The organism is Brucella sp. HL-2 (genome assembly GCF_025846885.2).
In the GTDB taxonomy this organism is placed as follows: domain Bacteria; phylum Pseudomonadota; class Alphaproteobacteria; order Rhizobiales; family Rhizobiaceae; genus Brucella; species Brucella quorumnocens.
Genome location: NZ_JAOYTK010000003.1, coordinates 130,748 through 155,359, shown reverse-complemented (window position 1 = coordinate 155,359; position 24,612 = coordinate 130,748). Strand labels below are relative to the sequence as shown.

The following is a 24,612-nucleotide window of genomic DNA, read 5'->3' as shown; positions in this document are numbered from 1 at the left end:
GGTTTTGAGAAATGCAGAATACACCGCTTGCGGGTCTGAAAGTCATTGAACTGGCCCGCATTCTGGCGGGCCCATGGGTCGGGCAGACGCTGTCCGACCTTGGCGCGGATGTTATCAAGGTTGAAAGCCCGGAGGGTGATGATACCCGCAAATGGGGCCCGCCATTTATCGACGTGGAAGGTGAAAAGTCGGCAGCCTATTTCCACGCCTGCAATCGTGGCAAGCAATCGATCATTGCCGATTTTCGCACTGATGAGGGCAGGGAGCTTGTACGCAAGCTCGTTGCCGATGCGGATGTGGTGATTGAGAACTTTAAGCTCGGTGGACTTGATAAATACGGCCTCGACTACGAAAGCCTGAAGGCGATCAATCCGCGCCTCATCTATTGCTCTATCACGGGTTTCGGCCACACCGGGCCTTATGCAGAACGTGCGGGTTATGATTTCATGATCCAGGGCATGGGTGGCATTATGGATCTGACCGGCGAACCCGATCGTGAGCCGCAAAAGATCGGCGTGGCCTTCGCAGATATCTTCACAGGGCTTTATAGCGTCATTGGTATTCAGTCGGCTCTCATCATGCGTGAGCGCACGGGCAAGGGGCAGCACATTGATATGGCGTTGTTTGATTGCATGTCGGCAGTTCTTGCCAATCAGGCGATGAATTATATGGCATCTGGGGTTTCGCCCAAGCGTATGGGCAATGCGCATCCGAACATCGCGCCTTACCAGACGCTGCCGGTCTCAGACGGCTATTTCATCATTGCCTGCGGCAATGACGGGCAGTTTGCGAAGCTGACGTCTCTCTTGGGGATAGGTGAACTGGCGAGTGATTCCCGCTTTCTTACCAACTCGTCCCGCGTTGCCAATCGCGATGCGCTCACCGATTTGCTCGAAGAGCGCACGAAGCAATGGTTACGTGACGATATTCTGGCAGCACTTGCCAAAGCAGGCGTGCCTGCTGGGCCGATCAACATGGTTGAAGATGTGTTTGCCGATCCGCAATTCATCGCGCGCCAGATGAGAATTGATCCCGATGGTGTGCCGGGCTTGCGTACGCCAATCCGATTCTCGGACGCTGAACTGAAATTGGATAAGCGATCCCCCAATCTTGGTGAACATAGCAATGATATTTAACAAAAACCCCGCTTTAAGCGGGGTTTTTAGTAGGTCAGTCGTCGGTGGCGACCATCACGTCTGATGCTTTAACGACTGCATAGGCCGTCTTGCCACCCTTGAGGTCAAGTTCATCCACGGCTTCATTGGTGATGGACGAGGTAACAACGACACCATTTCCGATGTCGATTCGGATATGAGCCGTGGTGGCACCCTTGGTCACATCAACGATTGTGCCTTTAAGGCGATTGCGAGCGCTGATTTTCATATTCTCTTCCCGAAGTTGATTAGCGTCTGATGGAGGCAATACTGCATTTGAGCAGCAACAATAACATCTCCAAATGGAGAAGCTATTGATAACCACAGCGCTACAAATAGGAGTATTCTCGGGAAGAGAATGGTGCGGTCGAGAAGACTCGAACTTCCACGGGTTGCCCCACAGCGACCTCAACGCTGCGCGTCTACCAATTCCGCCACGACCGCACGTGGTAGAGCTGAACAATGTCAGCGAGTGGCGATGTAGCAAATCACTTTCGACTGCACAAGGCCATTCTTTCAGTTCAGCACAATTGAATGAAATAAATTTATCACAAGCTTAAATGTATGATTTTAAAACGCAAAAGGCCCCGCATTCTCTGGGATGTAAACCAGATTGCAGAGCTTCGTCATAAGTGCATCATAAATTAGGAGAGAGAATGGTGCGGTCGAGAAGACTCGAACTTCCACGGGTTGCCCCACAGCGACCTCAACGCTGCGCGTCTACCAATTCCGCCACGACCGCACGTGGTAGAGCTGAACAATGTCAGCGAGGAGGCATCTAGCAAATCGATCCGAAAGGTACAAGCCTGTTCTTGTGCATCTGCCAATCTTTTTCATAAAAGAGTGGGTAAAAGTCGAAATACTGCAATTCCAGGCGCTTAAAACTTTAATTTTCCTGGCTTTTTTGTGTCAAGATTTTGGCTATTTTGGGAGTTTAAGCGCTGATCTATGTGAATTTGGCATAGATCGTGACGAATCTTTTTCGTTCCATCAACCGCTTATGCCCTGAAGCCTTTTGATGTCTTCCAGTCGTTTAACGGTTTCCACGTAGCCAATATCGATTGCTTCCGATGCGCGGTGAAAGTCGGCTAGGCCGATTTGTCCGACGGTTGGCATCAGCGAAACATCGGGTGGATCGCCAGCCATGCGGGCACGAGAAATGCGGTCCTGGATAATGTTGAAAGCCTCCATCATCACGCCGGTAATACCGAGTCGGCTTTCCTTCTCTCCATGGATCGTTTCGCTGAGTGTGTCCTGCCGTGACTGTGCATGTTTGATAACAGCCGCGCGGCCGAACTGGTCGTAGTGGAGATTTACGGCAAGCACGAGCCGCTGTTCATAGGCACGACACACCGAGACGGGGACTGGATTGACCAGCGCACCATCGACCAGCACACGCTCTTGCCAGCGCACAGGTTCGAACACACCGGGCAGGGCGTAGGACGCACGCATGGCTTCGACAAGTGGGCCAGTAGAGAGCCAGATTTCATGGCCAGTGCGCAATTCGGTACAAACCGCAACGAATGGACGATCCAGATCTTCAAGGCGCAGGCCGTCGAGGTGCTCGCGCATTCGTCCATCGAGCTTCATGCCGCCGAACAAACCACTGCCGCGAAATGTGATGTCGAGAAGGTTGAACATGCGCCGCCGCGTCAGGCTGCGCGCGAATTCTTCGAGTTGATCAAGCTTGCCCGCCAAATAGCAGCCGCCGACAAGTGCGCCGATTGACGTGCCGGCAATCATTTCAATTTCGATTCCTGCTTCATCGAGTGCGCGTAGAACACCGATATGAGCCCAGCCGCGCGCGGCACCGCCGCCCAATGCGAGAGCAATGCGACGCGGTTCATGCCTGACTTGCGGCAGATCGATGATTTCTTCTTCCGGCTTCAAGGGTTGCGTATTGGCTGCCTTGCGCCTTTGACCCCATGCGAGCATATCGACTGAGCACCTCTTGTTTCGGTTAGAGCATTTCCACCTTTGATTGAATAAGGAGAAACGCTCTCAGTATTTGTTTTGTCGCATTGTCCTACGCAAAACCACTACGCACTTTTGCTGGAAATGCTTTCATTTATCAAAACACTGTATCGAAACAATAAATGCTGCAAATTGAAGGCGCGAGAGAAAATCGCGCCATCACATCGATTTGAGCGAGTTCATAGATCGTGAGAGAAAATTAGTGTTCGTGCTCGCACGAGCCATTCAGGGAAAGGCTAACCTTGCCATCTTCAGACTGAACCTGACGATAAAAGCACGAGCGACGGCCCGTGTGGCAAGTGGGGCCATCTCCAGCAACGCTGACCTTCAGCCAAAGCGCGTCCTGATCGCAATCGGTGCGCAGTTCGACAACGCTTTGCAGATTGCCGGAGGTTTCGCCCTTTTTCCAAAGCGTGTTGCGTGATCGCGACCAGTAATGAGCAATGCCGGTTTCGAGCGTCAGGCGCAACGCTTCCTCGTTCATATGGGCGACCATCAGCAACTCACCATCACACGCGTCTGTTACGATAGCAGTGATAAGACCTGATGCATCGAAGCGCGGCATGAAAACCGCGCCTTCTTCAATGGCCTTCTTGTCAGAGGGCTGGGCAGAAAAAATGCTCATTGTTGCGCCTGAATATATGTCTTACTTGCGAATAAGGCTCATGAAACGAACCTGTTCGTTCACTTCTTCCTTAAAAGTGCCAGTAAAGGTCGTCGTGATTGTGCTTGAACCCTGTTTGCGGATACCGCGCATCGCCATGCACATATGTTCTGCATCAATCATAACTGCAACACCGCGCGGTTTCAGAATGCGCTGAATGCTGTCTGCGATCTGTGCGGTGATGCTTTCCTGTGTTTGCAGGCGGCGCGCAAAAATATCAACAACGCGCGCAATCTTCGACAGACCAAGCACCTTGCCATCTGGCAAATAGGCGACATGCGCTTTACCGATGATAGGCACCATATGATGCTCACAATGCGAGAAGAAGGAAATATCCTTCACCAGCACCATGTCATTATAGCCGGAGACTTCTTCAAAGGTGGTGCCAAGAACATCTTCAGGGCTTTCGGCATAGCCGCCGAACAACTCACTGTAGGATTTGGCAACGCGCTTTGGTGTATCGAGCAATCCTTCACGGTCAGGATTATCTCCTGCCCAGCGAAGCAGTGTGCGTACAGCGGCTTCTGCTTCGGCCTGCGTTGGCTTTGGCAAATCTGCGGGCAGATTGGATTCGTCATCGATTTTAAGGATGCGAGCGTCCATCAGTATTCTCCAGTAGTCTCCTTCGAGGAGGAGACGAGTTAAACGGACAATACAACGATGCGCTTTGCGAGCGGGCGATGTATTGATCCGGCAACACCAAGCTGCCGGACGGATAATCGTGCGGCTGCTCATAACCATGTGATAATCTGTCCATGGCGCAGTCACGACTTGCCTATTATATAGACAGGAAAATGCAACTTCAAACGTTAACCGGGCGACAAATTTACGTTTTTATCCGGTGAGGCGGAAGGTTTGTCTAAATGATCGACGAAGTTTACAACAAACGTATCCTTGAATTTGCAGGGAATATCGAACGCATAGGGCGAATTGCTGCCCCAGATGCGGTAGCAACTGTTCACTCAAAATTGTGCGGGTCGACCGTTACTGTCTATTTGAAGATGGTTGACGGTGTTGTCACGGATTTCGCGCATGAGGTGAAAGCTTGCGCATTGGGGCAGGCATCGTCGTCGGTTATGGCACGAAATGTCATCGGCTGCTCATCAGAAGAGCTGAGAGCTGCACGTGACGCGATGTATAAGATGCTCAAAGAAAATGGCCCTGCACCGGAAGGCCGTTTTGAGGATCTGAAATATTTCGAGCCAGTGCGTGAATACAGGGCGCGCCATGCTTCGACGCTTCTGACTTTCGATGCGGTTGTCGACTGCATTCGCCAGATCGAAGAAAAGGTGCAGGCCGCCTGATATGTGCAGTTGCGGAAAGGATCACCTAAATAACGCTGCGACAACGAAGAATCGTCAGACCCGCAACTTTACCGATCCATGGCGGAAAACACCGGGCAGGGTGCTGGGAACAAGCTTCATCAGGCTTTATCAGCTCACGCTGTCCTCATTCATCGGCAATTCCTGCCGCCATATGCCGACCTGTTCAGAATATACCTACGAATCTGTCGCTCGTTATGGTTTGTGGAGCGGTAGCTGGATGGGCTTGTTTCGTATTATGCGTTGCGGTCCGATGGGCACACATGGCTTTGATCCAGTGCCAAAAGATTTGCCTGGCCATTACCATTGGTATCTGCCGTGGCGTTACTGGCGGGTTTCCTCACCGAAAAACTGACAGCATTATTTTCATCAGACAGACAAAAAACTGTTAAGTTAATCATGCTTGATTAGAGTTCGTTAATAATAAATCGGTTTTATGCGGAAAAGGAAATCAGGTTGATCGGGCGTCTTTTTGACGCCGCAATTGACCTTCATTTGCATCCAGTTTTCTTTTCTTGCGAGTCATTATGCCGAAATCGTCGTCCCGCACCTCCCTGCTAGTAGCCGGTGTTGCGCTTGGTGCCAGCATTCTATGCTCCACTAGCGCCATGGCGAATGTATCGTGGGTGGTTTTCGATGCCGATACCGGTATCGTTCTGGGACAAGATGATGCAACGGAGCAACACGCTCCCGCATCATTGGCCAAGATGATGACGCTTTACCTGACATTTGAAGCGCTCAAGACCGGAAAACTGCATTGGGATGATGAAATGCCCATCTCCAAGAATGCAGCTGCAAAAGTTAGAATGAAGCTGTATCTGAAGGCTGGCGAGACGATTTCCGTCCGTGATGCCGTCAACGGTATGGTCATTGTTTCTGCAAATGATGCCGCAACCGTTGTTGGCGAATATCTGGGTGGTTCGGAATCAGGTTTTGGTCGTCTCATGACGCAGAGAGCCCGGAACCTTGGCATGAAAAGCACATATTTCGCCAACCCATCGGGCTTGACCGCAAAGATGACACAGCTGACGACCGCCCGCGACATGGCCGTACTTGGCATGTCGCTCCGTCGTGATTTCCCGCAGGAATACGCGCTGTTTTCCCAGCGTTCGTTCACCTACAAGGGCCGTCCGTTTAACGGCCATAACAACCTGATGTATCGTTATCAGGGCGTCGATGGGATCAAGACCGGCTATACCGATGTTTCGGGCTACAATCTTGTTTCTTCTGCAATCATCAATGACAAGCATCTTGTGGGCGTTGTGCTTGGTGCCGGTTCGTCGCGGGAACGTGATGACCGGATGGCAAAGCTACTAACGCGCTTTGGCACTGAAGGCACTGGAACGGCGACCGAAGAAATTGTTGCGGCAGTTCAGACACCATTGCCGGTTATCTCGCCGCTTAAGCCTCAAAAGCCGAAAGTCGATGCTGTAGCGGACATGATCGACGATTCCAAAATCGAGCAGGGCGATGGTGGCTTTCTGGTGAAATCTGCAATATCTGCCTGGCGCGTTCAGGTTGGCGTGACGCCATCGCGCAAAGGTGCAGACGAGTTACAGGCCAAGTATATGCCTGTTGTGAGCCGTTTGGTTCCGGGTACGAAGGCTGAGATTTCGACGGCTCCGCGTGGTCGCAAGGTTTATCGTGTTCGTTTCACAGGCTTTAAAGATTCGAATGCCGCTGAAAAGACCTGTGCGAAGCTCAAGCAGCAGGGCGTTCCCTGCCTCGCCATCCGTAACTGAGTTCATTTAGTTTCTGGAGTTTTAACGGCGCCGTGATGCAGTTTGCCACGGCGCTTTTGCTTTACGGACTGGCGAAAAAAGATTAATAGCCAGTCTTCATTCAAAGTTGCATAAGCATTTTAATCGAAATGTAGAGCAGCAAATGGGCAGTTCTGTACTTATATTGGTGCAGTGCTGCTTCGTGAGTAAACCACCCGCAATCGTTGGCGGGACTGGATAAGGAAGAATATGATGTCGAATGTTTCCATGCAATTTCCCGATGGCTCGGTGCGCGAATATAATGCCGCCACAACCGGTGCCGAACTTGCAGAATCAATCTCCAAATCACTTGCAAAGAAGGCTGTGGCTTATGCCGTAGACGGTACCGTGCGTGATCTTTCTGATCCGCTTGGTGCTTCCGGTGCCATCGAAATTCTGACCCGTGAAGACCCGCGCTCGCTGGAACTGATCCGTCACGACACGGCTCACGTTTTGGCTGAAGCCGTGCAGGAGCTTTTCCCGGGAACGCAGGTAACGATCGGCCCAGTCATCGAGAATGGCTTTTATTACGACTTCGCGCGTAATGAACCGTTCACGCCTGATGACCTGCCCGTGATCGAAAAGAAGATGCGCGAAATCATTCAGCGCAACAAGCCGTTCACCAAGCAGGTTTGGTCGCGTGAGAAGGCCAAGCAGGTTTTTGCCGATAAAGGCGAGAGCTACAAGGTTGAGCTCGTCGATGCGATCCCTGAAGGCCAGGATCTTAAGATCTACAATCAGGGCGAATGGTTCGATCTTTGCCGTGGCCCGCATATGGCGTCCACTGGCCAGATCGGCAATTCCTTCAAGCTGATGAAAGTTGCAGGCGCATATTGGCGCGGCGATGCCAATAACCCGATGTTGACACGCATCTATGGTACGGCATTTGCCAACGACAATGATCTTCAAGCTTATCTCCATATGCTTGAAGAAGCTGAAAAGCGCGATCACCGCCGCCTTGGCCGCGAAATGGACCTGTTCCATTTCCAGGAAGAAGGTCCGGGCGTTGTGTTCTGGCATGCCAAAGGCTGGCGTATGTTCCAGACGCTGGTAAGCTATATGCGTCGTCGTCTCGACAGCCATGGCTATCAGGAAGTGAATGCGCCACAGGTACTGGACAAGTCCCTTTGGGAAACGTCCGGTCACTGGGGCTGGTATCGCGACAACATGTTCAAGGTGACTGTTGCCGGTGATGATACCGACGATGATCGCGTGTTTGCGCTCAAGCCAATGAATTGTCCAGGTCACGTTCAGATATTTAAGCATGGTCTTAAGTCTTACCGCGATCTGCCTATAAAGCTTGCAGAATTTGGCAATGTGCATCGCTACGAACCATCGGGCGCGCTGCATGGTCTTATGCGTGTTCGCGGATTCACACAGGACGACGCGCATGTGTTCTGCACCGAAGAACAGATGGCTTCAGAATGCTTGCGGATCAATGATCTCATTCTGTCGGTCTACAAAGACTTCGGCTTCAAAGGGATCACGATCAAGCTGTCCACACGGCCTGAAAAGCGCGTCGGTTCGGACGAATTGTGGGATCGCGCTGAAAGCGTGATGATGACGGTTCTTGAACAGATCAAGGAACAGTCGGATGACATCAAGACCGGTATTCTGCCGGGCGAGGGTGCGTTCTACGGTCCGAAGTTCGAATATACGCTGAAGGATGCAATCGGTCGTGAGTGGCAGTGCGGAACGACGCAGGTTGACTTCAATCTGCCGGAACGCTTCGGTGCATTCTACATCGACAGCAATTCTGAAAAGACCCAACCGGTTATGATCCATCGTGCAATCTGCGGTTCGATGGAGCGTTTCCTGGGCATTCTGATCGAGAATTTTGCTGGACACATGCCGCTTTGGTTTGCGCCGATTCAGGTTGTTGTTGCGACAATTACCTCGGAAGCTGACGGTTATGCAGCTGAGGTTGCGGCCAAGCTCAAGGCTGCTGGCTTGCAGGTCATCACCGACGTGCGCAACGAGAAGATCAACTACAAGGTCCGCGAGCATTCGCTGCAGAAGGTTCCGGTCATTCTCGTTTGCGGTATGCGAGAAGCTGAAGAAAAGACGGTCAATATGCGTCGTCTTGGTTCGCAGGCTCAGGTGTCGATGACGCTGGACGAAGCGATTGCTCAATTGTCAGAAGAAGCAACGCCACCTGATCTGGTACGTTTGAAGAACGATGCGAAATAATAAAAAGGCCCGCGAAAGCGGGCCTTTTTTATGAAAATGCGTGTTCAATCAGTCTTGCCCTGAGAAACCGTCATCGGGTGCTTCGGATTCACGGTTTGCGACCACTTCTACTTCGCCATTTGCGCCAGATGTCACTTTGAAATCGCGCTGATAGATTCGGTCTTTGTTCTTGGCGACAGCAACATAGTCGCCTTCAATCAAAACCATCGACGAGTAAGCACCAGCGCTTTCGCGTACAACATCGCCAGAAGCGTTCAGGATTGACCATGACGTGTCGGCAAGAGCCTCGCCGCCTTTTTCACGCACCAGCTTCAATACAACTTCCGCCGCGCGATGCTGCACTGTTGCTTCGGTCAGCTTGCCTGCTTCCACGCGAATATCTGCGCGGATAACAGCATTTGCGGAGCCATAGTTTGAAACCACGTGATAAGTGCCGCTATTCAATCGGATGATTGTGTCCGGCTTCACATCCGGGACAATGAGAGAACGGTCGTTGTTATCTTCGTCGGCATAAATGGAGAAGCGAACGAGATCGCCTTTGATCTTACCTTCATCCGGCAGGACAGCACTCAGCTTCATGCCACCCGCATCGAGAGTCATCACTTCATGACGACTGGCATTGGTGAGTGTAATGCGCTTTGTCGCGCCCGCACGGCCATAAGCGGCATGCACCAGATAACTGCCTTCTGGTAGATTGAACACTGTGCTGCCGCCTTTTGACGAGGCGATAAGTGCGAGCTGACCATCGGGGCCAACTTCAGGTGCAAAGACACGCCATACGAGGCCGGTCGAAATATCCGGGCCGTCCTGATTGAGACGTGCTTTCAAATCCAGCTCACTCGTTTTGACCAGAGGATTGTTCTCAGGGCTTGTCGGGCTTGCATAAGGACTGAGCGTCGGCAAATTGAGCTTTGGCTCCGGGAAATTCGGAAGGCCGATTGTGGTATTCGTCTGAATTGTTCCGTTGCTACCCGATGGAGCCTGCATAGCTGGTGGGGCAGCAGGTGCTGGTGCTGGGGGCTCCAGTTGGAAACTTGGCAGTTTGAAGCCGCTACCGGGATTGCCTTGCGGACCTCCGCCAAAGCCACCCCCTATGCCACCGCCGGATCCACCCGGCCCGCCAGGGCCTTGAGCGAATGCAGAAGAAGCAATCAGGACAACCGACAGCGTCGCCACAAATGACTTGCTGCGCGATGATTTTGCACTGCTTGTTTGAAACAGACCCAGAATATCTGACATGATGATGTTTTGAACCCAAGCGGGTGGCGAATTCAAGGCCAAATCGACCGTTATCATGGCAAATTTATACACGGGAGATATGCTGCGTCACAGATTTTTGGCTTTACACCTTTATGATGTCGCGCGAGAAGAACCCGCCTCCGTTGAGAGTGCGTTCGATCTGATTTTATTAGATTAGCGCTCCGAAGTTTTCTGGTTGAAGCATAATCTTATCGATCATTGTTTCATTCCTGTCGGATTATGCTCTAAGTGGAGTCATATATGCAGATTTTAGCGATGAGGGATTTCCGTGACGCATCCGGTGTTTGATTTTCTGGCCCAGCGCAGCTCTACGCCTATTTCCGCCATTTCAGAACCAGCACCGCAGGGGACTGAACTAGACGAATTGTTGAAAGTGGCAGCACGCGTACCGGATCATGGACGTCTTACACCGTGGCGCTTTATTCTTTATCGTGGTGACGCTCGTCACAAGGTAGGCGAATATCTGGCCAAGCGCGCAGAAGAGCGGGAGGGGCCTTTGAATGATAGCCGCAAAGATCAGGAACGTGCGCGCTTTGCTCGCGCACCGTTGGTCATTGGCATTGTTTCGTCACCAGTTGCCCATGAACGTATCCCGGAATGGGAGCAGTTTCTTTCGGCAGGTGCCGTGGCCATGAATCTTTGTACTGCTGCGAACGCGCTTGGCTACGCAACCAACTGGATCACCAACTGGTATTCAGACGATGCGCCAGCACGTGCGTTTCTTGGTCTCTCACCTGAAGAGCGGGTTGCTGGGTTCGTTCATATTGGTACGGCGCAAAACAAGATGCCCGAACGCCCGAGAGCTGAAATGGACAAGATTGTCTCTGATTACAGCGGGCCGTGGTCATCCTGATCTTTCGCTTTATAGCTCAGCCTTAACTAATGGAAAAACAGATGTTTTATGAGCCATCAGTCGGTCATAATCTTCCTCACAATCCATTCAAAGCGATTGTCGCACCGCGTCCGATTGGCTGGATCGGGACGCGGTCAAAAAATGGCGCGGTCAACCTCGCTCCATATTCATTCTTCAATGCAATATGCGATACGCCGCCGATGGTGATGTTTTCATCAAGCGGTTTTAAAGACAGTGTTTCGTTTATTGAAGAGACGGGCGAGTTCACGGCCAATCTGGTGAGCGATCATCTCAAAGAGAAGATGAACGCTTCATCGATCAACGCTCCGCGCGGGACCAGCGAATTTGAATATGCTGGGCTGACGATTGCGCACAGCAAACTCATCGCGGCGCCATATGTGAAAGAAGCCTACGCTGCGCTGGAGTGCGTCGCCGTGGAGATTAAGCGCTTGCAGGACAAAGAGGGCAGGCCGACCGACAACTACATGGTGATTGGCGAGGTCGTTGGTGTGCATATTGACGACCGAGTGCTTACGGATGGTCTGTTCGACATTAAAAAAGCTAAGCCGGTGACCCGACTTGGCTATATGGATTATGCGACCACAGAGGGCGTCTATCAGATGTTTCGACCAAATTGGGAAGACAAAATTTGAATTATCGGGGCTAGTTACAGCCCGTTTTTCTTTGCCTCGACCCAGATTGCTTCCATGTCATCGAGCCGTGCTGCCTCAAGGCTGCTGCCTGATTCCTTCAACGACTTTTCGATGAAATCAAAGCGACGCTTGAATTTGTCGTTCGCTGCAATGAGCGCTGTTTCGGCATCAATTTCCAAATGCCGGCCGAGATTGACCATTGCGAAAAGCAGATCGCCATATTCTTCCGCAATATTGGCTTTGTCCTGCGCCGCCATTGCTTCTTTGAGCTCGGCTGTTTCTTCCGCGATCTTGTCCAGTATAGGTGCTGCTTCCGACCAATCGAAACCGACTTTGGCTGCTTTTTGCTGTAGCTTTAACGCGCGTAGGAGAGCCGGGAAGGCGTTCGGGATATCGTCAAGATAACGTGTTTTATCAATAGTTTCCAAGCCAAGCTTAGCGCGGCGTTCTGCTCGCTCGGCCTTTTCTTCAGCCTTGATGCGGTTCCAAGAGCCTTTGGCCATGCCAGCGCTTCGGGCTTCTGCGTCGCCAAACACATGCGGATGGCGACGGATCATTTTGTGCGTGATGGCCTCAACGACGTCACCAAAAGCAAACTGGCCCTGTTCTTCCGCCATGCGTGAATGAAAAACCACCTGCAGCAACAAATCGCCGAGCTCTTCACGAAAATCATCAACATCGTCGCGCTCGATGGCATCGAGGACCTCATAGACTTCCTCGAGTGTATAAGGCGCGATTGATCTGGAGGTCTGTTCTACGTCCCAGGGACAGCCCGTTTCGGGGTCACGAAGGGCAACCATGATTTCGAGAAGACGGTTGATATTGCGGGAGGGTTCCATCTTCGCTCCATTAAAATTGATGTCGCATTCTTGAGGCAGTCTGCAAGAATCGGAGGGTTTGGGTTGCAGTTCGCTACGGTTTTTGCATAGTCAGCCAACAAACGCTCTCGGGATCGCACATTGGGGCTGTATGTTCAACAAGCAGGTATTTAAAGCATGACGATTCTTGTAACTGGTGGCGCCGGATATATCGGTTCTCATACATGTGTACAGCTGATCGAGGCCGGCCATGATGTGGTGGTGGTCGATAACTTCGATAACAGTAATCCGGAAGCTCTCCATCGCGTGGAAAAAATCACTGGTTGCGCACCTATTCGCGAACCGGGCGATATTCGCGACCGTACTTTGCTGGAACAGATCATCACGCGTCATAAATGCACGGCTGTCATCCATTTTGCCGGTTTGAAAGCAGTGGGTGAGTCGAGTGAAAAGCCGTTGCATTATTATGATTGTAATGTGCTTGGCACGCTGCGTTTGTTGCAGGCTATGGAAGCCACAGGCGTCAAGACACTTGTCTTCAGCTCGTCTGCGACGGTTTATGGCGATCCAGAAAAATTGCCGATTACCGAAGATCAGCCGCTTTCCGCGACCAATCCATATGGGCGCACGAAGCTTATTATCGAAGATATGCTGCGCGATCTTTATAACAGCGATAACAGCTGGAAGATCGCGATCCTGCGTTATTTCAATCCGGTCGGCGCGCATGAAAGCGGCCTGATCGGCGAAGATCCCAAGGGTATTCCAAACAACCTGATGCCGATCATCGCACAAGTGGCAACCGGCCGCCGCGAAAAGCTCAACATCTGGGGTAATGATTATAATACGCCGGATGGTACGGGGGTTCGTGACTATATCCATGTCGTTGATCTTGCCGCCGGACATCTCAAGGCGCTCAAGAAACTTGATGAGCCAAAGTGCTTTTCTGTCAATCTGGGGACAGGGCAGGGCTACAGCGTTCTTGATGTAGTAAAAGCCTTCGAACACGTTTCAAATCGTGAAATTAAATATGAGCTTTCGCCACGCCGTCCGGGCGATGTGGCCGAGTGTTATGCCGACCCTGCTTTTGCACGTGATTTCCTTGGCTGGACTGCCGAGAAAAATCTTCAGGAAATGTGCAAGGACATCTGGAACTGGCAGTCGAAAAATCCAAATGGATATGAGATGGATTGAGGGTTGAAAGGCCCTTATGCAGCTCATTTTCCCGGAAAAGTGATCCGATTGGCGGCTAACTCCGTCCTTTAGTGTTGTGCCGATTTCTGATCGGCTTATTACAAACTAGTGGATTGAATTTGACGGTTGAATCCCGACTGACATACATGCTGTTTCAAACGTCAAATTCGAAAAACCCACTAGATTCATAAACTTGCTAGTGGTCATCTTGATTCCGACATTTGTCCGACGCCAGTATCCGAGGGATGCAAATATCGGAATCAGACCGCTAGGGATCACAACTAGCTCGGAACGTTCTCGGAGGCATGTGTGTGTGTTCTCGGGGAGCGTTCAAGTATGAAGTGCTGAAGGACTGACGAGAAATGCGTTTTCTGCCCGATAAGTTCACCTGCATGTTGATTGCGACCATTCTGCTTGCATCATTTCTTCCTGTGCAGGGTGATTTTGCTGAATGGTTCGGTATTGCAACCAAGATCGCAGTTGGACTTCTGTTCTTCCTGCACGGCGCGCGTTTGTCGCGTGAGGCAGTTGTGGCTGGCGTCACTCACTGGCGACTGCATCTGGCGGTCGTCTGCTCAACATTCGTCCTGTTTCCAATTTTGGGACTGACCGCAGGCTGGACTATTCCGGGGCTTGCGCAATCGCCGTTTTATCTCGGTATCCTTTATCTCTGCGTTCTTCCTTCAACCGTACAATCTTCAATCGCCTTTACCTCTATGGCTGGCGGCAATGTTTCTGCGGCCATCGTTTCTGCATCGGCATCGAATATTTTCGGCATGTTCCTGACGCCGTTGCTTGTCGGACTGCTGTTTGCGGTTAAAGGCGGCGGCGGGATTTCAGTCGATGCGCTGGAAGCGATTTTGCTGCAATTGCTTGCACCATTTGTTCTGGGGCAAATCTTGCAGCCATGGATTGGTAATTTCATGCGTCGTCACAGCAAATCGCTTGGCTTTGTCGACCGTGGTTCGATCCTGATGGTTGTCTATCTCGCATTCAGCGAGGCTATCGTTGAAGGCCTGTGGCACACCGTTTCCTGGAGCGATCTTGGCGTCATGATCGGTGTAAATATCCTGCTTCTGGTGATCGTCATGCTGGCCACATGGTATGGAAGCAAGTGGTTCGGCTTTAATCACGCTGACCGCATCACCATTATGTTTTGCGGTTCGAAGAAAAGCCTCGCCAGCGGCGCGCCGATGGCCAGTGCGATCTTTGCGGGCGCGAATGTCGGTAGTGTCGTGCTGCCGCTCATGCTGTTTCACCAAATTCAGCTGATGGCTTGCGCAGTGATTGCGCGCAAACTTGCCGATCATAAGCCTGCTTCCAGTACGGCAACTGCGGCGGCTGAATAGAACTGGTTCTTGCTGTCATCTTCATATGAGGGTAGGAGGGCAGGCGAGTGGTTCGCCTCGCCCTTTCCATCTATGGAACACGCGCCGTAACCCGTATAATAGCTCTCTACTGGCCTTTTCAGTTCGCTGACGGCTCAACAAAAGGCAACGCAGATGTCCAAGCAGAACGGCAAATCCCATAACATGGATTCTCTTGACCAAGAGGCGCTTGCTGAGGCTTACAACCATGCGCTTGCCTTGGAAAAGGCTGGCGATCTGGATGCTGCTGCTGAGGCCTATAAAGCAGTTCTCGAAATTGATCCCGAAGACCACGGTGGCGCTGCCGTACGTCTCGCAAGCATGGGTCGAGGAACTGTGCCGCCGAAAGCACCGGACGCTTATGTTGCAACGCTGTTTGATCAGCATGCCGAGATGTTCGATACAATTCTCGTTGATCAGCTTGGTTATGACGTGCCGCTGCAATTGCGTGAAATGCTTCTGGAACTGGATGAAGAGTTTCAGGTCGAGCGCATGCTGGATCTTGGCTGCGGTACCGGGCTTTCTGCCGATGCGCTGGACGACATGGCCGATCACAAGACCGGCGTCGACATATCTGAAAACATGATCGAAGTGGCTTATGAAAAAGGCGATTACGATGCGCTTTTTGTCGGCGAAGCAGTTCGTTTTCTTGAGACCACAGAGGAAGACGCTTGGGACCTGATCGTCGCAACAGACGTGCTGCCTTATATGGGCGAGCTTGACCGCTTTTTCTCGGGCGTTGCGGAGCATCTGCGGACTGGAGGCTATTTCGGGTTCTCCAGTGAAACGCAGTCAGATGAGCGTTTCGCTGGCCGTGATTTCATGGTTGGCGATTTCCAACGTTTTGCACATGCGCAGTCCTATGTACGTTCGCTGCTCTCAGAACACGGTATGGACTGTATTCGTTGCACGGATATCACTGTTCGAAGTGAGCAAGGATCGCCAGTTCCAGGACATCTCTACATAGCTCAGCGTCGCTAACGTTTATTGGGTCTTGTGTGCGAACTTAGATCGTCTTGTTCCATAATCTATCTTATGTGATCGAGACATATAACAGGGGTGGGTTCTAGTTTGAAGTGCGACTTGCAAATGATAACAATGAGTTATTCAATGCCAGAAGCCTTCATACAACACGCCTACTCGCACATAGATCTAGATGAACGTCGTAAAATAGCACACTGGTGCACTGCAAACCTCATTGTTGGCGTTCTGTAAGGAAACGGCAACAATACAAATTGATGCTACCAGCTAAAGAAGGTTCCCAACTTTAGCTGCAAAACTATTGCTAATTCACGGCAGGTAAATTTCCTTTCAGAAAGAATTGGCGCTTAGATACAAAACCGATTTATGTCATTCATGTTAAAGTGCTCATAAATGAACCGGATTGGCCTAACCATGAGCATTTTGTTCATTACACGGAGAGGATGGGTTTCATGGGTAAAATTTCGATTGCGCTAGTTGCAATGCTAATCATTACAGGCTGTACGACTACTGAGAAGGACGTCAGTATTGGAACCGTCGCGGGTGCCGCTATTGGAGGAATTGCCGGTGGTGGTCGTGGTGCACTGATTGGTGCGGGCGCTGGCGCTATTGGTGGTTTGCTGGTTCGCAACCTGCGTAACGGTAAGTGTGAATACCGCGATCGCCGTGGACGGATCTATACAGCTCGCTGCCGATAATAAAATTGCTAGGCAGGACTTATCCCGCCCTGCCTAGCACACTAGATCTCAGAAAAGAAAACAGCGCTTTCAGTTTAGATATTCGACAATAAAAAAAGCATCATTCTGCTTTGTTATTGTTAAGTTTTTGTCCGACGTCGATACGGTTGCCGTCCGGGTCTTCAAAAACAAACGCCCGCAAACCGTAGTCTTTGTCTTGCAGACCTTTTATGATCCTCATGCCATGACGCTTACAAATTGCGTACATAGCATCGACGTCTTTCACCAGCATGTGAGCAATGTTGAAATTCGCGGCTTTGTGATCTTTTTGCAGTGAGAGGTGTAATTCACCTTCGTCGCGCTTCAGGATCATGAAACCCACCGGGTTTCCGTTTTCAAAGACTTTTTTGAAGCCTAGTGCGCCGCAGTAAAATTGACAGGCCGCATCCATTTCTTTGACCGGAATCATAACCGCAATTCGGCCAAAACCGACACTCTGATTAGCGATATCGTTCATCGCATAACCTCTTCTTCTTGCGAAGACACAATTCCCAGTCAGACGGTGCTGCTGAAAGAAATGCGCTTCAGTGTTTTTATGAGAAGGACGGTGCCAACAACGTTAGATTTATCCTGAAATCATTGCGTTGGGAATAGCTTCGGCCATGTTGCACTGGCTTGATTTGATTGAAATCATTCCTTGGAACGGTTTTGCGATGTAATTCCACATTGCCGATCTAAGACCAAAGCATGCGTGTAATCGCAGTCAGCATGCGCTATTACCTGCATGCGCTGACTCCGGCTACCATGCTCATATTAGTTGCGCGTACTGGAGAGCGTTGTTTCCGGCCTAAAGCCGGTCTGCAAGGAAGGTAGATTACATGTTGGAAGCACGTATCAGGAACGCGTCTCTGCGTGACAAGATTATCACTGCGGAAGAAGCCGCAAGCCTGATCAAAGATGGCATGATTGTCGGCATGAGCGGATTTACACGCGCAGGTGATGCCAAAGCCGTTCCACTCGCAATGGCTGCACGTGCAGCGAGCGATCCCTTTCAGATTACCCTGATTACCGGCGCCTCTCTGGGCCACGATGTCGATAAGCTGCTGACGCAAGCTCATGTGCTGGCCCGCCGTATGCCTTTTCAGGTGGATCGTACTTTGCGCGCAGCGATCAATCGCGGCGAAGTCATGTTCATCGATCAACACCTGTCTGAAACTGTCGAGCAGCTGCGTTCCAACCAGATTGGTCCCATTGATTACGCTGTCGTCGAGGCACTTGCTATCACCGAAAATGGTGGGATCATTCCCACAACGTCCATCGGCAACTCGGCAAGTTTTGCTATTCTTGCCGAGAAAGTCATTGTTGAAGTCAATCTGAACCAGCCATTGGCGCTTGAAGGATTGCACGACATCTATATTCCGACCAAGCGCCCTTCCCGCGATCCAATCCCGGTTATAGCCTGCGACAGCCGTGTTGGTCTTCCATACATCCCGATTCCGCCGGAGAAGATTGCCGGTATCGTCATCACACAGGAAAATGATAGCGCTTCAACTGTAGAGCCTGCGGATGGTGAGACGATTGCGATTGCTTCACACCTCATCCAGTTCCTCTTGAACGAAGTCGAGGCAGGTCGTCTTGATCTGACACTCAATCCTTTACAGGCGGGCATCGGTACAATTGCCAATGCGGTTCTCAATGGCTTTGCAGATAGCCCGTTCCATAATCTTCGCATGTATAGTGAAGTGCTGCAGGACAGCACCTTCGATCTTTTTGATGCGGGAAAACTCGATTATGCTTCTGGTTCATCGATCACATTGAGCCCTGCCTGTGGCGAACGCGTCTTCAACAACATTGACCGCTATCGCGACAAGCTGATCCTACGTCCACAGGAGATTAGCAATCATCCTGAGGTCATTCGCCGTCTTGGTATTATCGGTATCAATACTGCTCTTGAGTTCGATATCTATGGGAATGTAAATTCGACCCATGTCGATGGCACGCATATGATGAACGGCATCGGCGGTTCGGGTGATTTTGCACGTAACGCTTATATTTCGATTTTCGTGAGTAAATCAGAAGCCAAAAACGGTGCTATATCGTCGATCGTTCCGATGGTGACGCATGTCGATCATACCGAACACGACGTAGATATTCTGGTAACCGAACAAGGTCTGGCAGATCTTCGTGGTCTTGCGCCTCGTGAACGGGCAAAGCTGGTTATCAACAATTGTGCTCACCCGGATTATCGCGATCAGCTTAATGATTATTTCGAGCGTGCTTGCAGCCGAGGTGGGCACACCCCTCACCTCCTTGAAGAAGCATTCAGCTGGCATAGCCGACGCCAGCAAACAGGGTCTATGCTGAAATAGCGCATAGTTTCAAATCACAAACCTAAAGCATGTCGCGCTCAAATGGATCCATTTGAGCTCCCGCGAACATGCGACATTTAATAGAATCTAGAGCGAGCGCCATGGGTGCGATTAAGCGCGACACGCTCTAGTAAACAGTGGCGTAAGCCGACGTTTTGCTTTGTAAATTATTGGAACCTTATTCTCATTGGAACGTTAACCGGCACATCATTTTCAAACTGAAGATGATTGAGATCAGGGATGTGTGGGGCCAAGGAATATTCCTCGCTTCCCATGATTACCAAGTTCAGTTCGGCGTTGCGAAGGAACCGCGGCCGAATGAGTATAGAAAAGCCGTTCCGGGAAGGGTCCGACTGCCTATGTCCATCCTCATCAGTCTGCTGATAACAATTCTGGTTATCTTTCTCGTTCTGTATCTCATCAATATGCTGCCACTCGATGGGAAAGTGAAACAGATCGCTCAGGTGATCGTCATCATCATCGGTATCATATCGCTCCTGAAATATCTCGCAGTCTTCTAGTGATCTGATTCCGACATTTGCAAGACTCGGCTACAAGCATCGGACAAATGTCGGAATCAAAACGACCACTAGTAAGTTTATAAATCTAGTGGATTTTTCGAATTTGACGTTTGATACAGTGTGAATATCGGTCGGGATTCAAACGTCAAATTCAATCCACCAGTCGCCCGACGATATAGCGTAATGAACATTGAGGGACGCTATAGGGGCGTCCTTCTGTTGTTTGGGTGTTGTTACGTTCTAACATTGTACATTAGTAACATGTTAAAAATTACAATCTCTGTTATTTCTTTTAAAGATAGTTGTCGTTCAGCTAATCTATGGGTAATATATTCGCGACGCTCTACTTTAGATTGTGTCAATAATGGCACGCATATATAAAAAATTGCATCCGTGCAGGCGCGCGTCTTTCTTCGCCAAAGCATTCCTCTTATAAGGCCCACAAAGATCAGGTCTGTTCATAGAGGGTTCAGAGACAGGCATTTAAAACATCTTCGTCGGGGTTGGGGAGTTCGGTATGAAGGCGGCTTTATGGAAGGCAACGTTGATAACGTTGTCTGTAGTCCTGTTTTCCGTCGGGACCAGCCTGACCGTCGGATTTTTCTCGGGCGGCATGCCTGGGATTATCGCCATTAGTCTCAGCGTCGTGATCCCGACCATAACGGCCTTCCCTTCGCTTCTTTATATCTTTTTGCAGCATAGCAAGCTCAGCGATGCCTATATGCAACTCGAAAAAGCCCACACCGAATTACAAGCCCGCTCTCGCGTCGATCACATGACCGGATTGCTAAATCGTGAAGCGCTGTTTGATGCTATGAAAATCAGCCGTTCGCGCATTGAGAGCGGAACACTTCTCGTTATCGATGCCGATCACTTCAAGGCGATAAACGACACGTTCGGGCACAGCGTCGGCGACCGTGCACTCAAGCTGATTGCCTTTGCACTTCAGAATGTTACCCGGAAAGGTGATCTGGTGGGGCGTATTGGTGGTGAGGAATTCTGCGTGTTTCTTCCTGGCGCCACTGGTGAAACAGGAATGCGGGTGGCACAGCGAATTCGCGCAGAAGTAGAAAATACGCCATTCCATGCCACGGAGTATCAAATTTATCCGCTGACGATCAGCATCGGCGTGGCATCTGCTCCTAAGAATGAAACCAATTCCCAAGTGCTAAGCCGCGCCGACCGGTGTCTTTATATGGCGAAGCAGCGCGGACGAAATTGTGTTGTTTTCGACGAGGAAAGTGGGCGTATCACCAGTGCGTCTGTGGTTTCGATTACCAATGGCCGCGAAGTGGCAAGAGGCTAAAGCATTTTGAGCAAAATTTTGAAGCGGTTCTAACGACTACGCTTTGGCAGGAGCTGCTCCAATTGTACCGGTCCAAATTATTCCCAGGGTTTGACTTCTTCCTCGGACCAGCCAACGGGCACAAAACCCATTTTCTGATATAGCTGTAACGCGCGCGGGCTATCGAGCGTATTGGTATGAATGGCCACTTTTTGCGGGCTGTGCGACCAGGCGGTTGAAATGGCTTCACTAAAGAAGAATTTACCAACTCCCCGTCCCTGATAATCAGGAACCAGCCCGAAATAGAGAATTTCAGCGGTTACTGGCAAGGCCGAGAGATCGAGTTCCAGCAATCCGGCCGGGTTGCCGTCCGCATAGAGGACATGGATCTCAGTGGTTTCTGCATGAATGGCCTCAGCCACTTCTGCATCGCTTTGTACGCGCCGCATCATCCAGTGATGTTGGCGCCCTACTCTTTCATATAGATAACGATAAAAATGCACTGGCATTTCGGTCGAGCGCATAATTGCGAGGCGCAAACCAGAGGGAACCGGAACCGACAGCGCTGGGCGCGCTGTCATTTCCAGATGAGTTACTCTGGCCGTCAATTTTTCCGTCATGCTTATTCTGCTTCGCCGGTCACGACAGGCGTATCCTGCCTGCTGCCCCACTCGCTCCAGGAACCATCATAAAGCCGATTGTCTTCATGACCAAGGGATGTCAACGCAAGAGTGATGACTGCAGCCGTTACACCTGATCCGCAGCTCGTTACGACTGGCTTTTTAAGATCGACACCAGCATTGGCGAAAATTTCGCGCAGGCTATCGAGGCTTTTCAGCTCGCCATTCTCCGACAGAGTACCTACTGGCACATTCCGCGCACCGGGCATGTGCCCCGAACGCATACCTTCACGTGGTTCGGCATCGCGGCCTGTGAAGCGGCCTGCAGCACGCGCATCGGTTATCTGGGAGCTACGTCCATCAACGATTTTGCTCATTTCCGCAAAATTGACAACCTTCGCATCATTGAATGAAGGCGTGAAAAGCGTAGCTGCAATTTTTGTTGCTTCATCGGTTACAGGAAAGTTTGCTGCCTTCCAGCCATCAAAACCACCATCAAGCACCAGAACATTCTTCACACCCATGACGCGGAACATCCACCACACACGCGGTGCTGAGAACATGCCCGGACCGTCATAAACGACCACAGTTTCATCGGCGGTTATGCCCATGGAACCGACATGGCGCGCAAAAAGCTCAGGCGACGGCAAGGTGTGTGGCAGCCCCGACTCTTTGTCGGCAATCAAATCCTGATCAAAGAAAACAGCACCGGGAATGTGACGGGCATCATATTCGTCTCGCCCGTTACGCCCTGCCGCAGGCAAATACCAGGAGGCATCCACGATCGCGAGACCTGGTTCGCCCAGTCTGGCCTTCAGATCATCGCGGGAGATAACAAATGCACTTTTGTTCGACATGATTGCTCCTGAATTCAGAACAGCTCCAGTTAAGACTGAGCCGTTGGAACTTCTCTATCTATTTGTTTTTACGTACTATTTACGCAAAACCGCTTCGCACTTTTGGCTCAAATGCTTTAAGCCTGCGGTGCATTGCCAAATCGAATACGGAAGCGGCGATTTTCCTTGCCCTTCTTTTCGATCTTGCCGATGTGGATTTCCCCCACTTCCTGCGTTTCAGAAACGTGTGTGCCACCGCAAGGTTGCGAGTCGACACTGCCATTTTCACCGATGACAACCAGACGAAGGCGTCCTGCACCGACGGGAGGGCGCACATTCTTCGATTTGACGATATCAGGATTGGCCAGAAATTCTTCGTCGCTTATCCAGTGCAGACTGATCGGATCATTGGCTTTCACCATTTCCATCAGTTTCTCTGTTACGAACTCTTTGGTGTAGCTTGCATCCGGCAGATCAAAATCGACACGGCTTTCCTCTTCACCGACCGATGCGCCGGTAATCGGAAATGGACAAGCAACGGACAGCAGATGACAGGCTGTATGCATGCGCATCAGCTTATGTCGGCGATCCCAGTTAATGTTCAGAGCAAGCTTTTCGCCAATAGCCGGCCCAGTCTGCCCGTCTACTGGAATATGGATGATTTCGCTTTTGCTTTCGCCTGTGACAGTCGCCGCAATTTCAATGCGTGAGCCATCGGCGCGCTCAAAAAAACCGGTATCGCCCGGCTGACCACCAGAAGTCGCATAGAAATTGGTCTTATCGAGAATAATTCCGCCCGTTTCGGTCAGGGCAACGACTGAACCCTCCGCGGTTTTAAGATATGCATCTTCGCGGAACAGAGCTTCAGTCTCGTATGCCATGATTATCCCTCGTACGGTATGTCGATCTCGGTTTTCGCTTCCAGCCAGCCCGGCACCGGTAAATCTTTGCCACGCAGGAAAGTCGGATTGAACAGCTTGGACTGGTAACGATTACCATAGTCGCACAGCACGGTCACGATGGTGTGGCCCGGCCCGAGATCTTTTGCAAGGCGGATTGCACCAGCAATATTGATGCCTGATGAGCCACCGAGGCAAAGCCCCTCCTCCTCGACCAGGTCAAATAGGATATCGAGTGCTTCGGCATCGGAAACGCGATAGGAAAAGTCTGGTGAGAAACCATCCAGATTGGCCGTTATGCGCCCTTGTCCGATGCCTTCAGTGATGGAATCACCTTCGGATTTCAGCTCACCTGTCGTGTAAAACGAATGAAGTGCAGCGCCGTGCGGATCAGCAAGAGCGATTTTGATGCTCGTATTCTTCTCTTTTAGCCCGAAAGCTGTGCCTGCAAGCGTGCCACCTGAACCGACAGCCGATACAAAGCCATCAACCTTACCGCCGGTATCATGCCAGATTTCCTGCGCAGTGGTTTCGACATGCGCCAAGCGATTGGCGATATTGTCGAACTGATTGGCCCATATGGCACCATTCGGCTCGGTTTTGGCGAGCTGTTCTGCAAGGCGACCTGAGAGGCGCACGTAGTTGTTGGGATTACGATAAGGAGCGGCGGGAACTTCGATCAGTTCCGCACCCAGAAGGCGCAAAGCGTCCTTCTTTTCCTGACTTTGGGTTTCCGGGATAACGATCACCGTTCGGTAGCCTAGCGCCTTGGCAACCATTGTAAGACCAATGCCTGTATTGCCCGCAGTGCCTTCGACGATTACGCCACCGAGCTTTAAAAGCCCGCGTTTCTCAGCATCGCGGATAATGTAAAGCGCCGCACGATCCTTAACCGATTGGCCGGGATTGAGAAATTCAGCTTTGCCGTAGATTTCGCAACCAGTGACTTCTGAAGCTTTCTTCAAACGGATCAGTGGCGTGTTGCCGATAGCGTCGAGTACCGAATTGAGCATAGCTTCTATCCCCTATGGTTGAGAGGAAACTATGAGGAAGCATGCTTATCTTCAAGCAAGTCTGAAATAATTTTCCATCAAGTTTTGCAACTGCAAACTCATAAACATGCCCATAACGAAAAAACCGCCCCGTTAAGGGCGGTTTTAAAGAAAAGTCGTACTTAGAGCGGTTGAAATTTCTCTAAATCAGGGAAAACGCTCCAAC

Annotated in this window: 25 protein-coding genes and 2 tRNA genes; 14 read left to right on the top strand and 13 right to left on the bottom strand. The window is 50.9% G+C overall.

Going from position 1 to position 24,612, the window contains the following annotated elements; all coding sequences use genetic code 11:
• Positions 1-11: 11 nt before the first annotated feature.
• Entirely contained in the window at positions 12-1,136 is a 1,125-nt protein-coding gene (locus tag OIV19_RS06565; protein WP_095446688.1) for a CaiB/BaiF CoA transferase family protein, read from the top strand.
• Positions 1,137-1,170: 34 nt separating this feature from the next.
• On the opposite strand, the gene OIV19_RS06560 is transcribed toward OIV19_RS06565, so the two are convergent.
• The 6 genes from OIV19_RS06560 to folE all read right to left on the bottom strand — a co-directional run bounded on the left by OIV19_RS06560 (position 1,171) and on the right by folE (position 4,395).
• Positions 1,171-1,383 (bottom strand): TOBE domain-containing protein, encoded by a 213-nt coding sequence (locus tag OIV19_RS06560; RefSeq protein ID WP_095446687.1) that lies wholly within the window; start codon positions 1,381-1,383, stop codon positions 1,171-1,173.
• A gap of 130 nt (positions 1,384-1,513) precedes the next feature.
• Positions 1,514-1,598, bottom strand: a tRNA-Leu gene (locus OIV19_RS06555).
• A 213-nt stretch (positions 1,599-1,811) separates the two neighbouring features.
• Positions 1,812-1,896, bottom strand: a tRNA-Leu gene (locus tag OIV19_RS06550).
• A 248-nt stretch (positions 1,897-2,144) separates the two neighbouring features.
• Entirely contained in the window at positions 2,145-3,089 is a 945-nt protein-coding gene (locus tag OIV19_RS06545; protein ID WP_095446686.1) for a patatin family protein, read from the bottom strand.
• A gap of 238 nt (positions 3,090-3,327) precedes the next feature.
• On the bottom strand, positions 3,328-3,753 hold the full coding sequence (hisI, locus tag OIV19_RS06540; RefSeq protein WP_264231047.1) for a phosphoribosyl-AMP cyclohydrolase: 426 nt from the start codon (positions 3,751-3,753) through the stop codon (positions 3,328-3,330).
• Positions 3,754-3,774: 21 nt separating this feature from the next.
• On the bottom strand, positions 3,775-4,395 hold the full coding sequence (folE, locus tag OIV19_RS06535) for a GTP cyclohydrolase I FolE (RefSeq protein ID WP_095446684.1): 621 nt from the start codon (positions 4,393-4,395) through the stop codon (positions 3,775-3,777).
• Between the two features lie 260 nt (positions 4,396-4,655).
• On the opposite strand from folE, the gene OIV19_RS06530 reads away from it, so the two are divergent.
• From OIV19_RS06530 to thrS, 4 genes are all read left to right on the top strand, one after another.
• Positions 4,656-5,096: an iron-sulfur cluster assembly scaffold protein gene (locus OIV19_RS06530; RefSeq protein ID WP_151093738.1), complete on the top strand. Its 441-nt coding sequence runs from the start codon at positions 4,656-4,658 to the stop codon at positions 5,094-5,096.
• Between the two features lies 1 nt (position 5,097).
• Positions 5,098-5,469, top strand: coding sequence for a membrane protein insertion efficiency factor YidD (yidD, locus tag OIV19_RS06525; RefSeq protein ID WP_095446682.1), 372 nt, complete (start codon positions 5,098-5,100; stop codon positions 5,467-5,469).
• A gap of 172 nt (positions 5,470-5,641) precedes the next feature.
• Entirely contained in the window at positions 5,642-6,856 is a 1,215-nt protein-coding gene (locus OIV19_RS06520) for a D-alanyl-D-alanine carboxypeptidase (protein WP_264231046.1), read from the top strand.
• Positions 6,857-7,084: 228 nt separating this feature from the next.
• Positions 7,085-9,064: a threonine--tRNA ligase gene (gene thrS, locus OIV19_RS06515; protein WP_264231045.1), complete on the top strand. Its 1,980-nt coding sequence runs from the start codon at positions 7,085-7,087 to the stop codon at positions 9,062-9,064.
• 48 nt (positions 9,065-9,112) lie between these two features.
• Here thrS and OIV19_RS06510 read toward each other — a convergent pair whose 3' ends face one another.
• Positions 9,113-10,051, bottom strand: coding sequence for an RgsD C-terminal domain-containing protein (locus tag OIV19_RS06510; RefSeq protein WP_404901280.1), 939 nt, complete (start codon positions 10,049-10,051; stop codon positions 9,113-9,115).
• Positions 10,052-10,592: 541 nt separating this feature from the next.
• On the opposite strand from OIV19_RS06510, the gene OIV19_RS06505 reads away from it, so the two are divergent.
• Both OIV19_RS06505 and OIV19_RS06500 read left to right on the top strand, forming a co-directional pair.
• On the top strand, positions 10,593-11,177 hold the full coding sequence (locus tag OIV19_RS06505; protein WP_095446679.1) for a nitroreductase family protein: 585 nt from the start codon (positions 10,593-10,595) through the stop codon (positions 11,175-11,177).
• A 41-nt stretch (positions 11,178-11,218) separates the two neighbouring features.
• Positions 11,219-11,830 (top strand): flavin reductase family protein, encoded by a 612-nt coding sequence (locus OIV19_RS06500; RefSeq protein WP_095446678.1) that lies wholly within the window; start codon positions 11,219-11,221, stop codon positions 11,828-11,830.
• A gap of 14 nt (positions 11,831-11,844) precedes the next feature.
• Here the strand turns inward: OIV19_RS06500 and mazG are convergent, their stop codons facing one another.
• Complete coding sequence (gene mazG, locus OIV19_RS06495; RefSeq protein ID WP_095446677.1) at positions 11,845-12,669, bottom strand: nucleoside triphosphate pyrophosphohydrolase; 825 nt, start codon at positions 12,667-12,669, stop codon at positions 11,845-11,847.
• 156 nt (positions 12,670-12,825) lie between these two features.
• On the opposite strand from mazG, the gene galE reads away from it, so the two are divergent.
• From galE to OIV19_RS06475, 4 genes are all read left to right on the top strand, one after another.
• The gene (gene galE / locus OIV19_RS06490) at positions 12,826-13,839 is read left to right on the top strand and encodes a UDP-glucose 4-epimerase GalE (protein WP_264231044.1); all 1,014 of its coding nucleotides are present in this window, start codon (positions 12,826-12,828) and stop codon (positions 13,837-13,839) included.
• Positions 13,840-14,201: 362 nt separating this feature from the next.
• Positions 14,202-15,188 carry a bile acid:sodium symporter family protein gene (locus tag OIV19_RS06485; RefSeq protein WP_095446675.1) on the top strand — a complete coding sequence of 329 codons (987 nt, stop codon included), beginning with the start codon at positions 14,202-14,204 and terminating at the stop codon, positions 15,186-15,188.
• Between the two features lie 183 nt (positions 15,189-15,371).
• Positions 15,372-16,187 (top strand): class I SAM-dependent methyltransferase, encoded by an 816-nt coding sequence (locus OIV19_RS06480; RefSeq protein WP_095447906.1) that lies wholly within the window; start codon positions 15,372-15,374, stop codon positions 16,185-16,187.
• 452 nt (positions 16,188-16,639) lie between these two features.
• Positions 16,640-16,885: a YMGG-like glycine zipper-containing protein gene (locus OIV19_RS06475; protein WP_151094835.1), complete on the top strand. Its 246-nt coding sequence runs from the start codon at positions 16,640-16,642 to the stop codon at positions 16,883-16,885.
• A 100-nt stretch (positions 16,886-16,985) separates the two neighbouring features.
• On the opposite strand, the gene OIV19_RS06470 is transcribed toward OIV19_RS06475, so the two are convergent.
• Positions 16,986-17,381 (bottom strand): VOC family protein, encoded by a 396-nt coding sequence (locus OIV19_RS06470; protein WP_264231043.1) that lies wholly within the window; start codon positions 17,379-17,381, stop codon positions 16,986-16,988.
• A 361-nt stretch (positions 17,382-17,742) separates the two neighbouring features.
• Between OIV19_RS06470 and scpC the strand changes: the two genes are divergently transcribed.
• From scpC to OIV19_RS06455, 3 genes are all read left to right on the top strand, one after another.
• Positions 17,743-19,233: a succinyl-CoA:acetate CoA-transferase ScpC gene (scpC, locus tag OIV19_RS06465; protein ID WP_264231042.1), complete on the top strand. Its 1,491-nt coding sequence runs from the start codon at positions 17,743-17,745 to the stop codon at positions 19,231-19,233.
• A 359-nt stretch (positions 19,234-19,592) separates the two neighbouring features.
• Positions 19,593-19,754, top strand: a complete 162-nt coding sequence (locus OIV19_RS06460; RefSeq protein WP_094539610.1) for a Thivi_2564 family membrane protein — start codon at positions 19,593-19,595, stop codon at positions 19,752-19,754.
• Between the two features lie 517 nt (positions 19,755-20,271).
• The gene (locus tag OIV19_RS06455; RefSeq protein WP_151094839.1) at positions 20,272-21,060 is read left to right on the top strand and encodes a GGDEF domain-containing protein; all 789 of its coding nucleotides are present in this window, start codon (positions 20,272-20,274) and stop codon (positions 21,058-21,060) included.
• 77 nt (positions 21,061-21,137) lie between these two features.
• Here OIV19_RS06455 and OIV19_RS06450 read toward each other — a convergent pair whose 3' ends face one another.
• From OIV19_RS06450 to OIV19_RS06435, 4 genes are all read right to left on the bottom strand, one after another.
• Entirely contained in the window at positions 21,138-21,659 is a 522-nt protein-coding gene (locus OIV19_RS06450; protein WP_095446670.1) for a GNAT family N-acetyltransferase, read from the bottom strand.
• Positions 21,660-21,661: 2 nt separating this feature from the next.
• Complete coding sequence (gene sseA, locus OIV19_RS06445; RefSeq protein ID WP_264231041.1) at positions 21,662-22,516, bottom strand: 3-mercaptopyruvate sulfurtransferase; 855 nt, start codon at positions 22,514-22,516, stop codon at positions 21,662-21,664.
• 116 nt (positions 22,517-22,632) lie between these two features.
• Positions 22,633-23,376: an alanyl-tRNA editing protein gene (locus OIV19_RS06440; protein ID WP_151094845.1), complete on the bottom strand. Its 744-nt coding sequence runs from the start codon at positions 23,374-23,376 to the stop codon at positions 22,633-22,635.
• Between the two features lie 2 nt (positions 23,377-23,378).
• Positions 23,379-24,407, bottom strand: a complete 1,029-nt coding sequence (locus OIV19_RS06435) for a cysteine synthase A (RefSeq protein ID WP_095446667.1) — start codon at positions 24,405-24,407, stop codon at positions 23,379-23,381.
• Positions 24,408-24,612 lie beyond the last annotated feature (205 nt).

Bases quoted from the DNA above. Each gene is read 5' to 3' on its own strand.
- yidD (WP_095446682.1), top strand. From the start codon at position 5,098: ATGTGCAGTTGCGGAAAGGATCACCTAAATAACGCTGCGACAACGAAG.
- OIV19_RS06470 (WP_264231043.1), bottom strand. From the start codon at position 17,381: ATGAACGATATCGCTAATCAGAGTGTCGGTTTTGGCCGAATTGCGGTT.
- OIV19_RS06500 (WP_095446678.1), top strand. From the start codon at position 11,219: ATGTTTTATGAGCCATCAGTCGGTCATAATCTTCCTCACAATCCATTC.
- OIV19_RS06560 (WP_095446687.1), bottom strand. From the start codon at position 1,383: ATGAAAATCAGCGCTCGCAATCGCCTTAAAGGCACAATCGTTGATGTG.
- scpC (WP_264231042.1), top strand. From the start codon at position 17,743: ATGTTGGAAGCACGTATCAGGAACGCGTCTCTGCGTGACAAGATTATC.
- OIV19_RS06435 (WP_095446667.1), bottom strand. From the start codon at position 24,407: ATGCTCAATTCGGTACTCGACGCTATCGGCAACACGCCACTGATCCGT.
- galE (WP_264231044.1), top strand. From the start codon at position 12,826: ATGACGATTCTTGTAACTGGTGGCGCCGGATATATCGGTTCTCATACA.
- OIV19_RS06480 (WP_095447906.1), top strand. From the start codon at position 15,372: ATGGATTCTCTTGACCAAGAGGCGCTTGCTGAGGCTTACAACCATGCG.
- sseA (WP_264231041.1), bottom strand. From the start codon at position 22,516: ATGTCGAACAAAAGTGCATTTGTTATCTCCCGCGATGATCTGAAGGCC.
- OIV19_RS06450 (WP_095446670.1), bottom strand. From the start codon at position 21,659: ATGACGGAAAAATTGACGGCCAGAGTAACTCATCTGGAAATGACAGCG.
- thrS (WP_264231045.1), top strand. From the start codon at position 7,085: ATGATGTCGAATGTTTCCATGCAATTTCCCGATGGCTCGGTGCGCGAA.
- OIV19_RS06440 (WP_151094845.1), bottom strand. From the start codon at position 23,376: ATGGCATACGAGACTGAAGCTCTGTTCCGCGAAGATGCATATCTTAAA.
- OIV19_RS06565 (WP_095446688.1), top strand. From the start codon at position 12: ATGCAGAATACACCGCTTGCGGGTCTGAAAGTCATTGAACTGGCCCGC.
- hisI (WP_264231047.1), bottom strand. From the start codon at position 3,753: ATGAGCATTTTTTCTGCCCAGCCCTCTGACAAGAAGGCCATTGAAGAA.
- OIV19_RS06475 (WP_151094835.1), top strand. From the start codon at position 16,640: ATGGGTAAAATTTCGATTGCGCTAGTTGCAATGCTAATCATTACAGGC.
- OIV19_RS06510 (WP_404901280.1), bottom strand. From the start codon at position 10,051: ATGCAGGCTCCATCGGGTAGCAACGGAACAATTCAGACGAATACCACA.
- OIV19_RS06485 (WP_095446675.1), top strand. From the start codon at position 14,202: ATGCGTTTTCTGCCCGATAAGTTCACCTGCATGTTGATTGCGACCATT.
- OIV19_RS06460 (WP_094539610.1), top strand. From the start codon at position 19,593: ATGTCCATCCTCATCAGTCTGCTGATAACAATTCTGGTTATCTTTCTC.
- mazG (WP_095446677.1), bottom strand. From the start codon at position 12,669: ATGGAACCCTCCCGCAATATCAACCGTCTTCTCGAAATCATGGTTGCC.
- OIV19_RS06520 (WP_264231046.1), top strand. From the start codon at position 5,642: ATGCCGAAATCGTCGTCCCGCACCTCCCTGCTAGTAGCCGGTGTTGCG.
- folE (WP_095446684.1), bottom strand. From the start codon at position 4,395: ATGGACGCTCGCATCCTTAAAATCGATGACGAATCCAATCTGCCCGCA.
- OIV19_RS06545 (WP_095446686.1), bottom strand. From the start codon at position 3,089: ATGCTCGCATGGGGTCAAAGGCGCAAGGCAGCCAATACGCAACCCTTG.
- OIV19_RS06455 (WP_151094839.1), top strand. From the start codon at position 20,272: ATGAAGGCGGCTTTATGGAAGGCAACGTTGATAACGTTGTCTGTAGTC.
- OIV19_RS06530 (WP_151093738.1), top strand. From the start codon at position 4,656: ATGATCGACGAAGTTTACAACAAACGTATCCTTGAATTTGCAGGGAAT.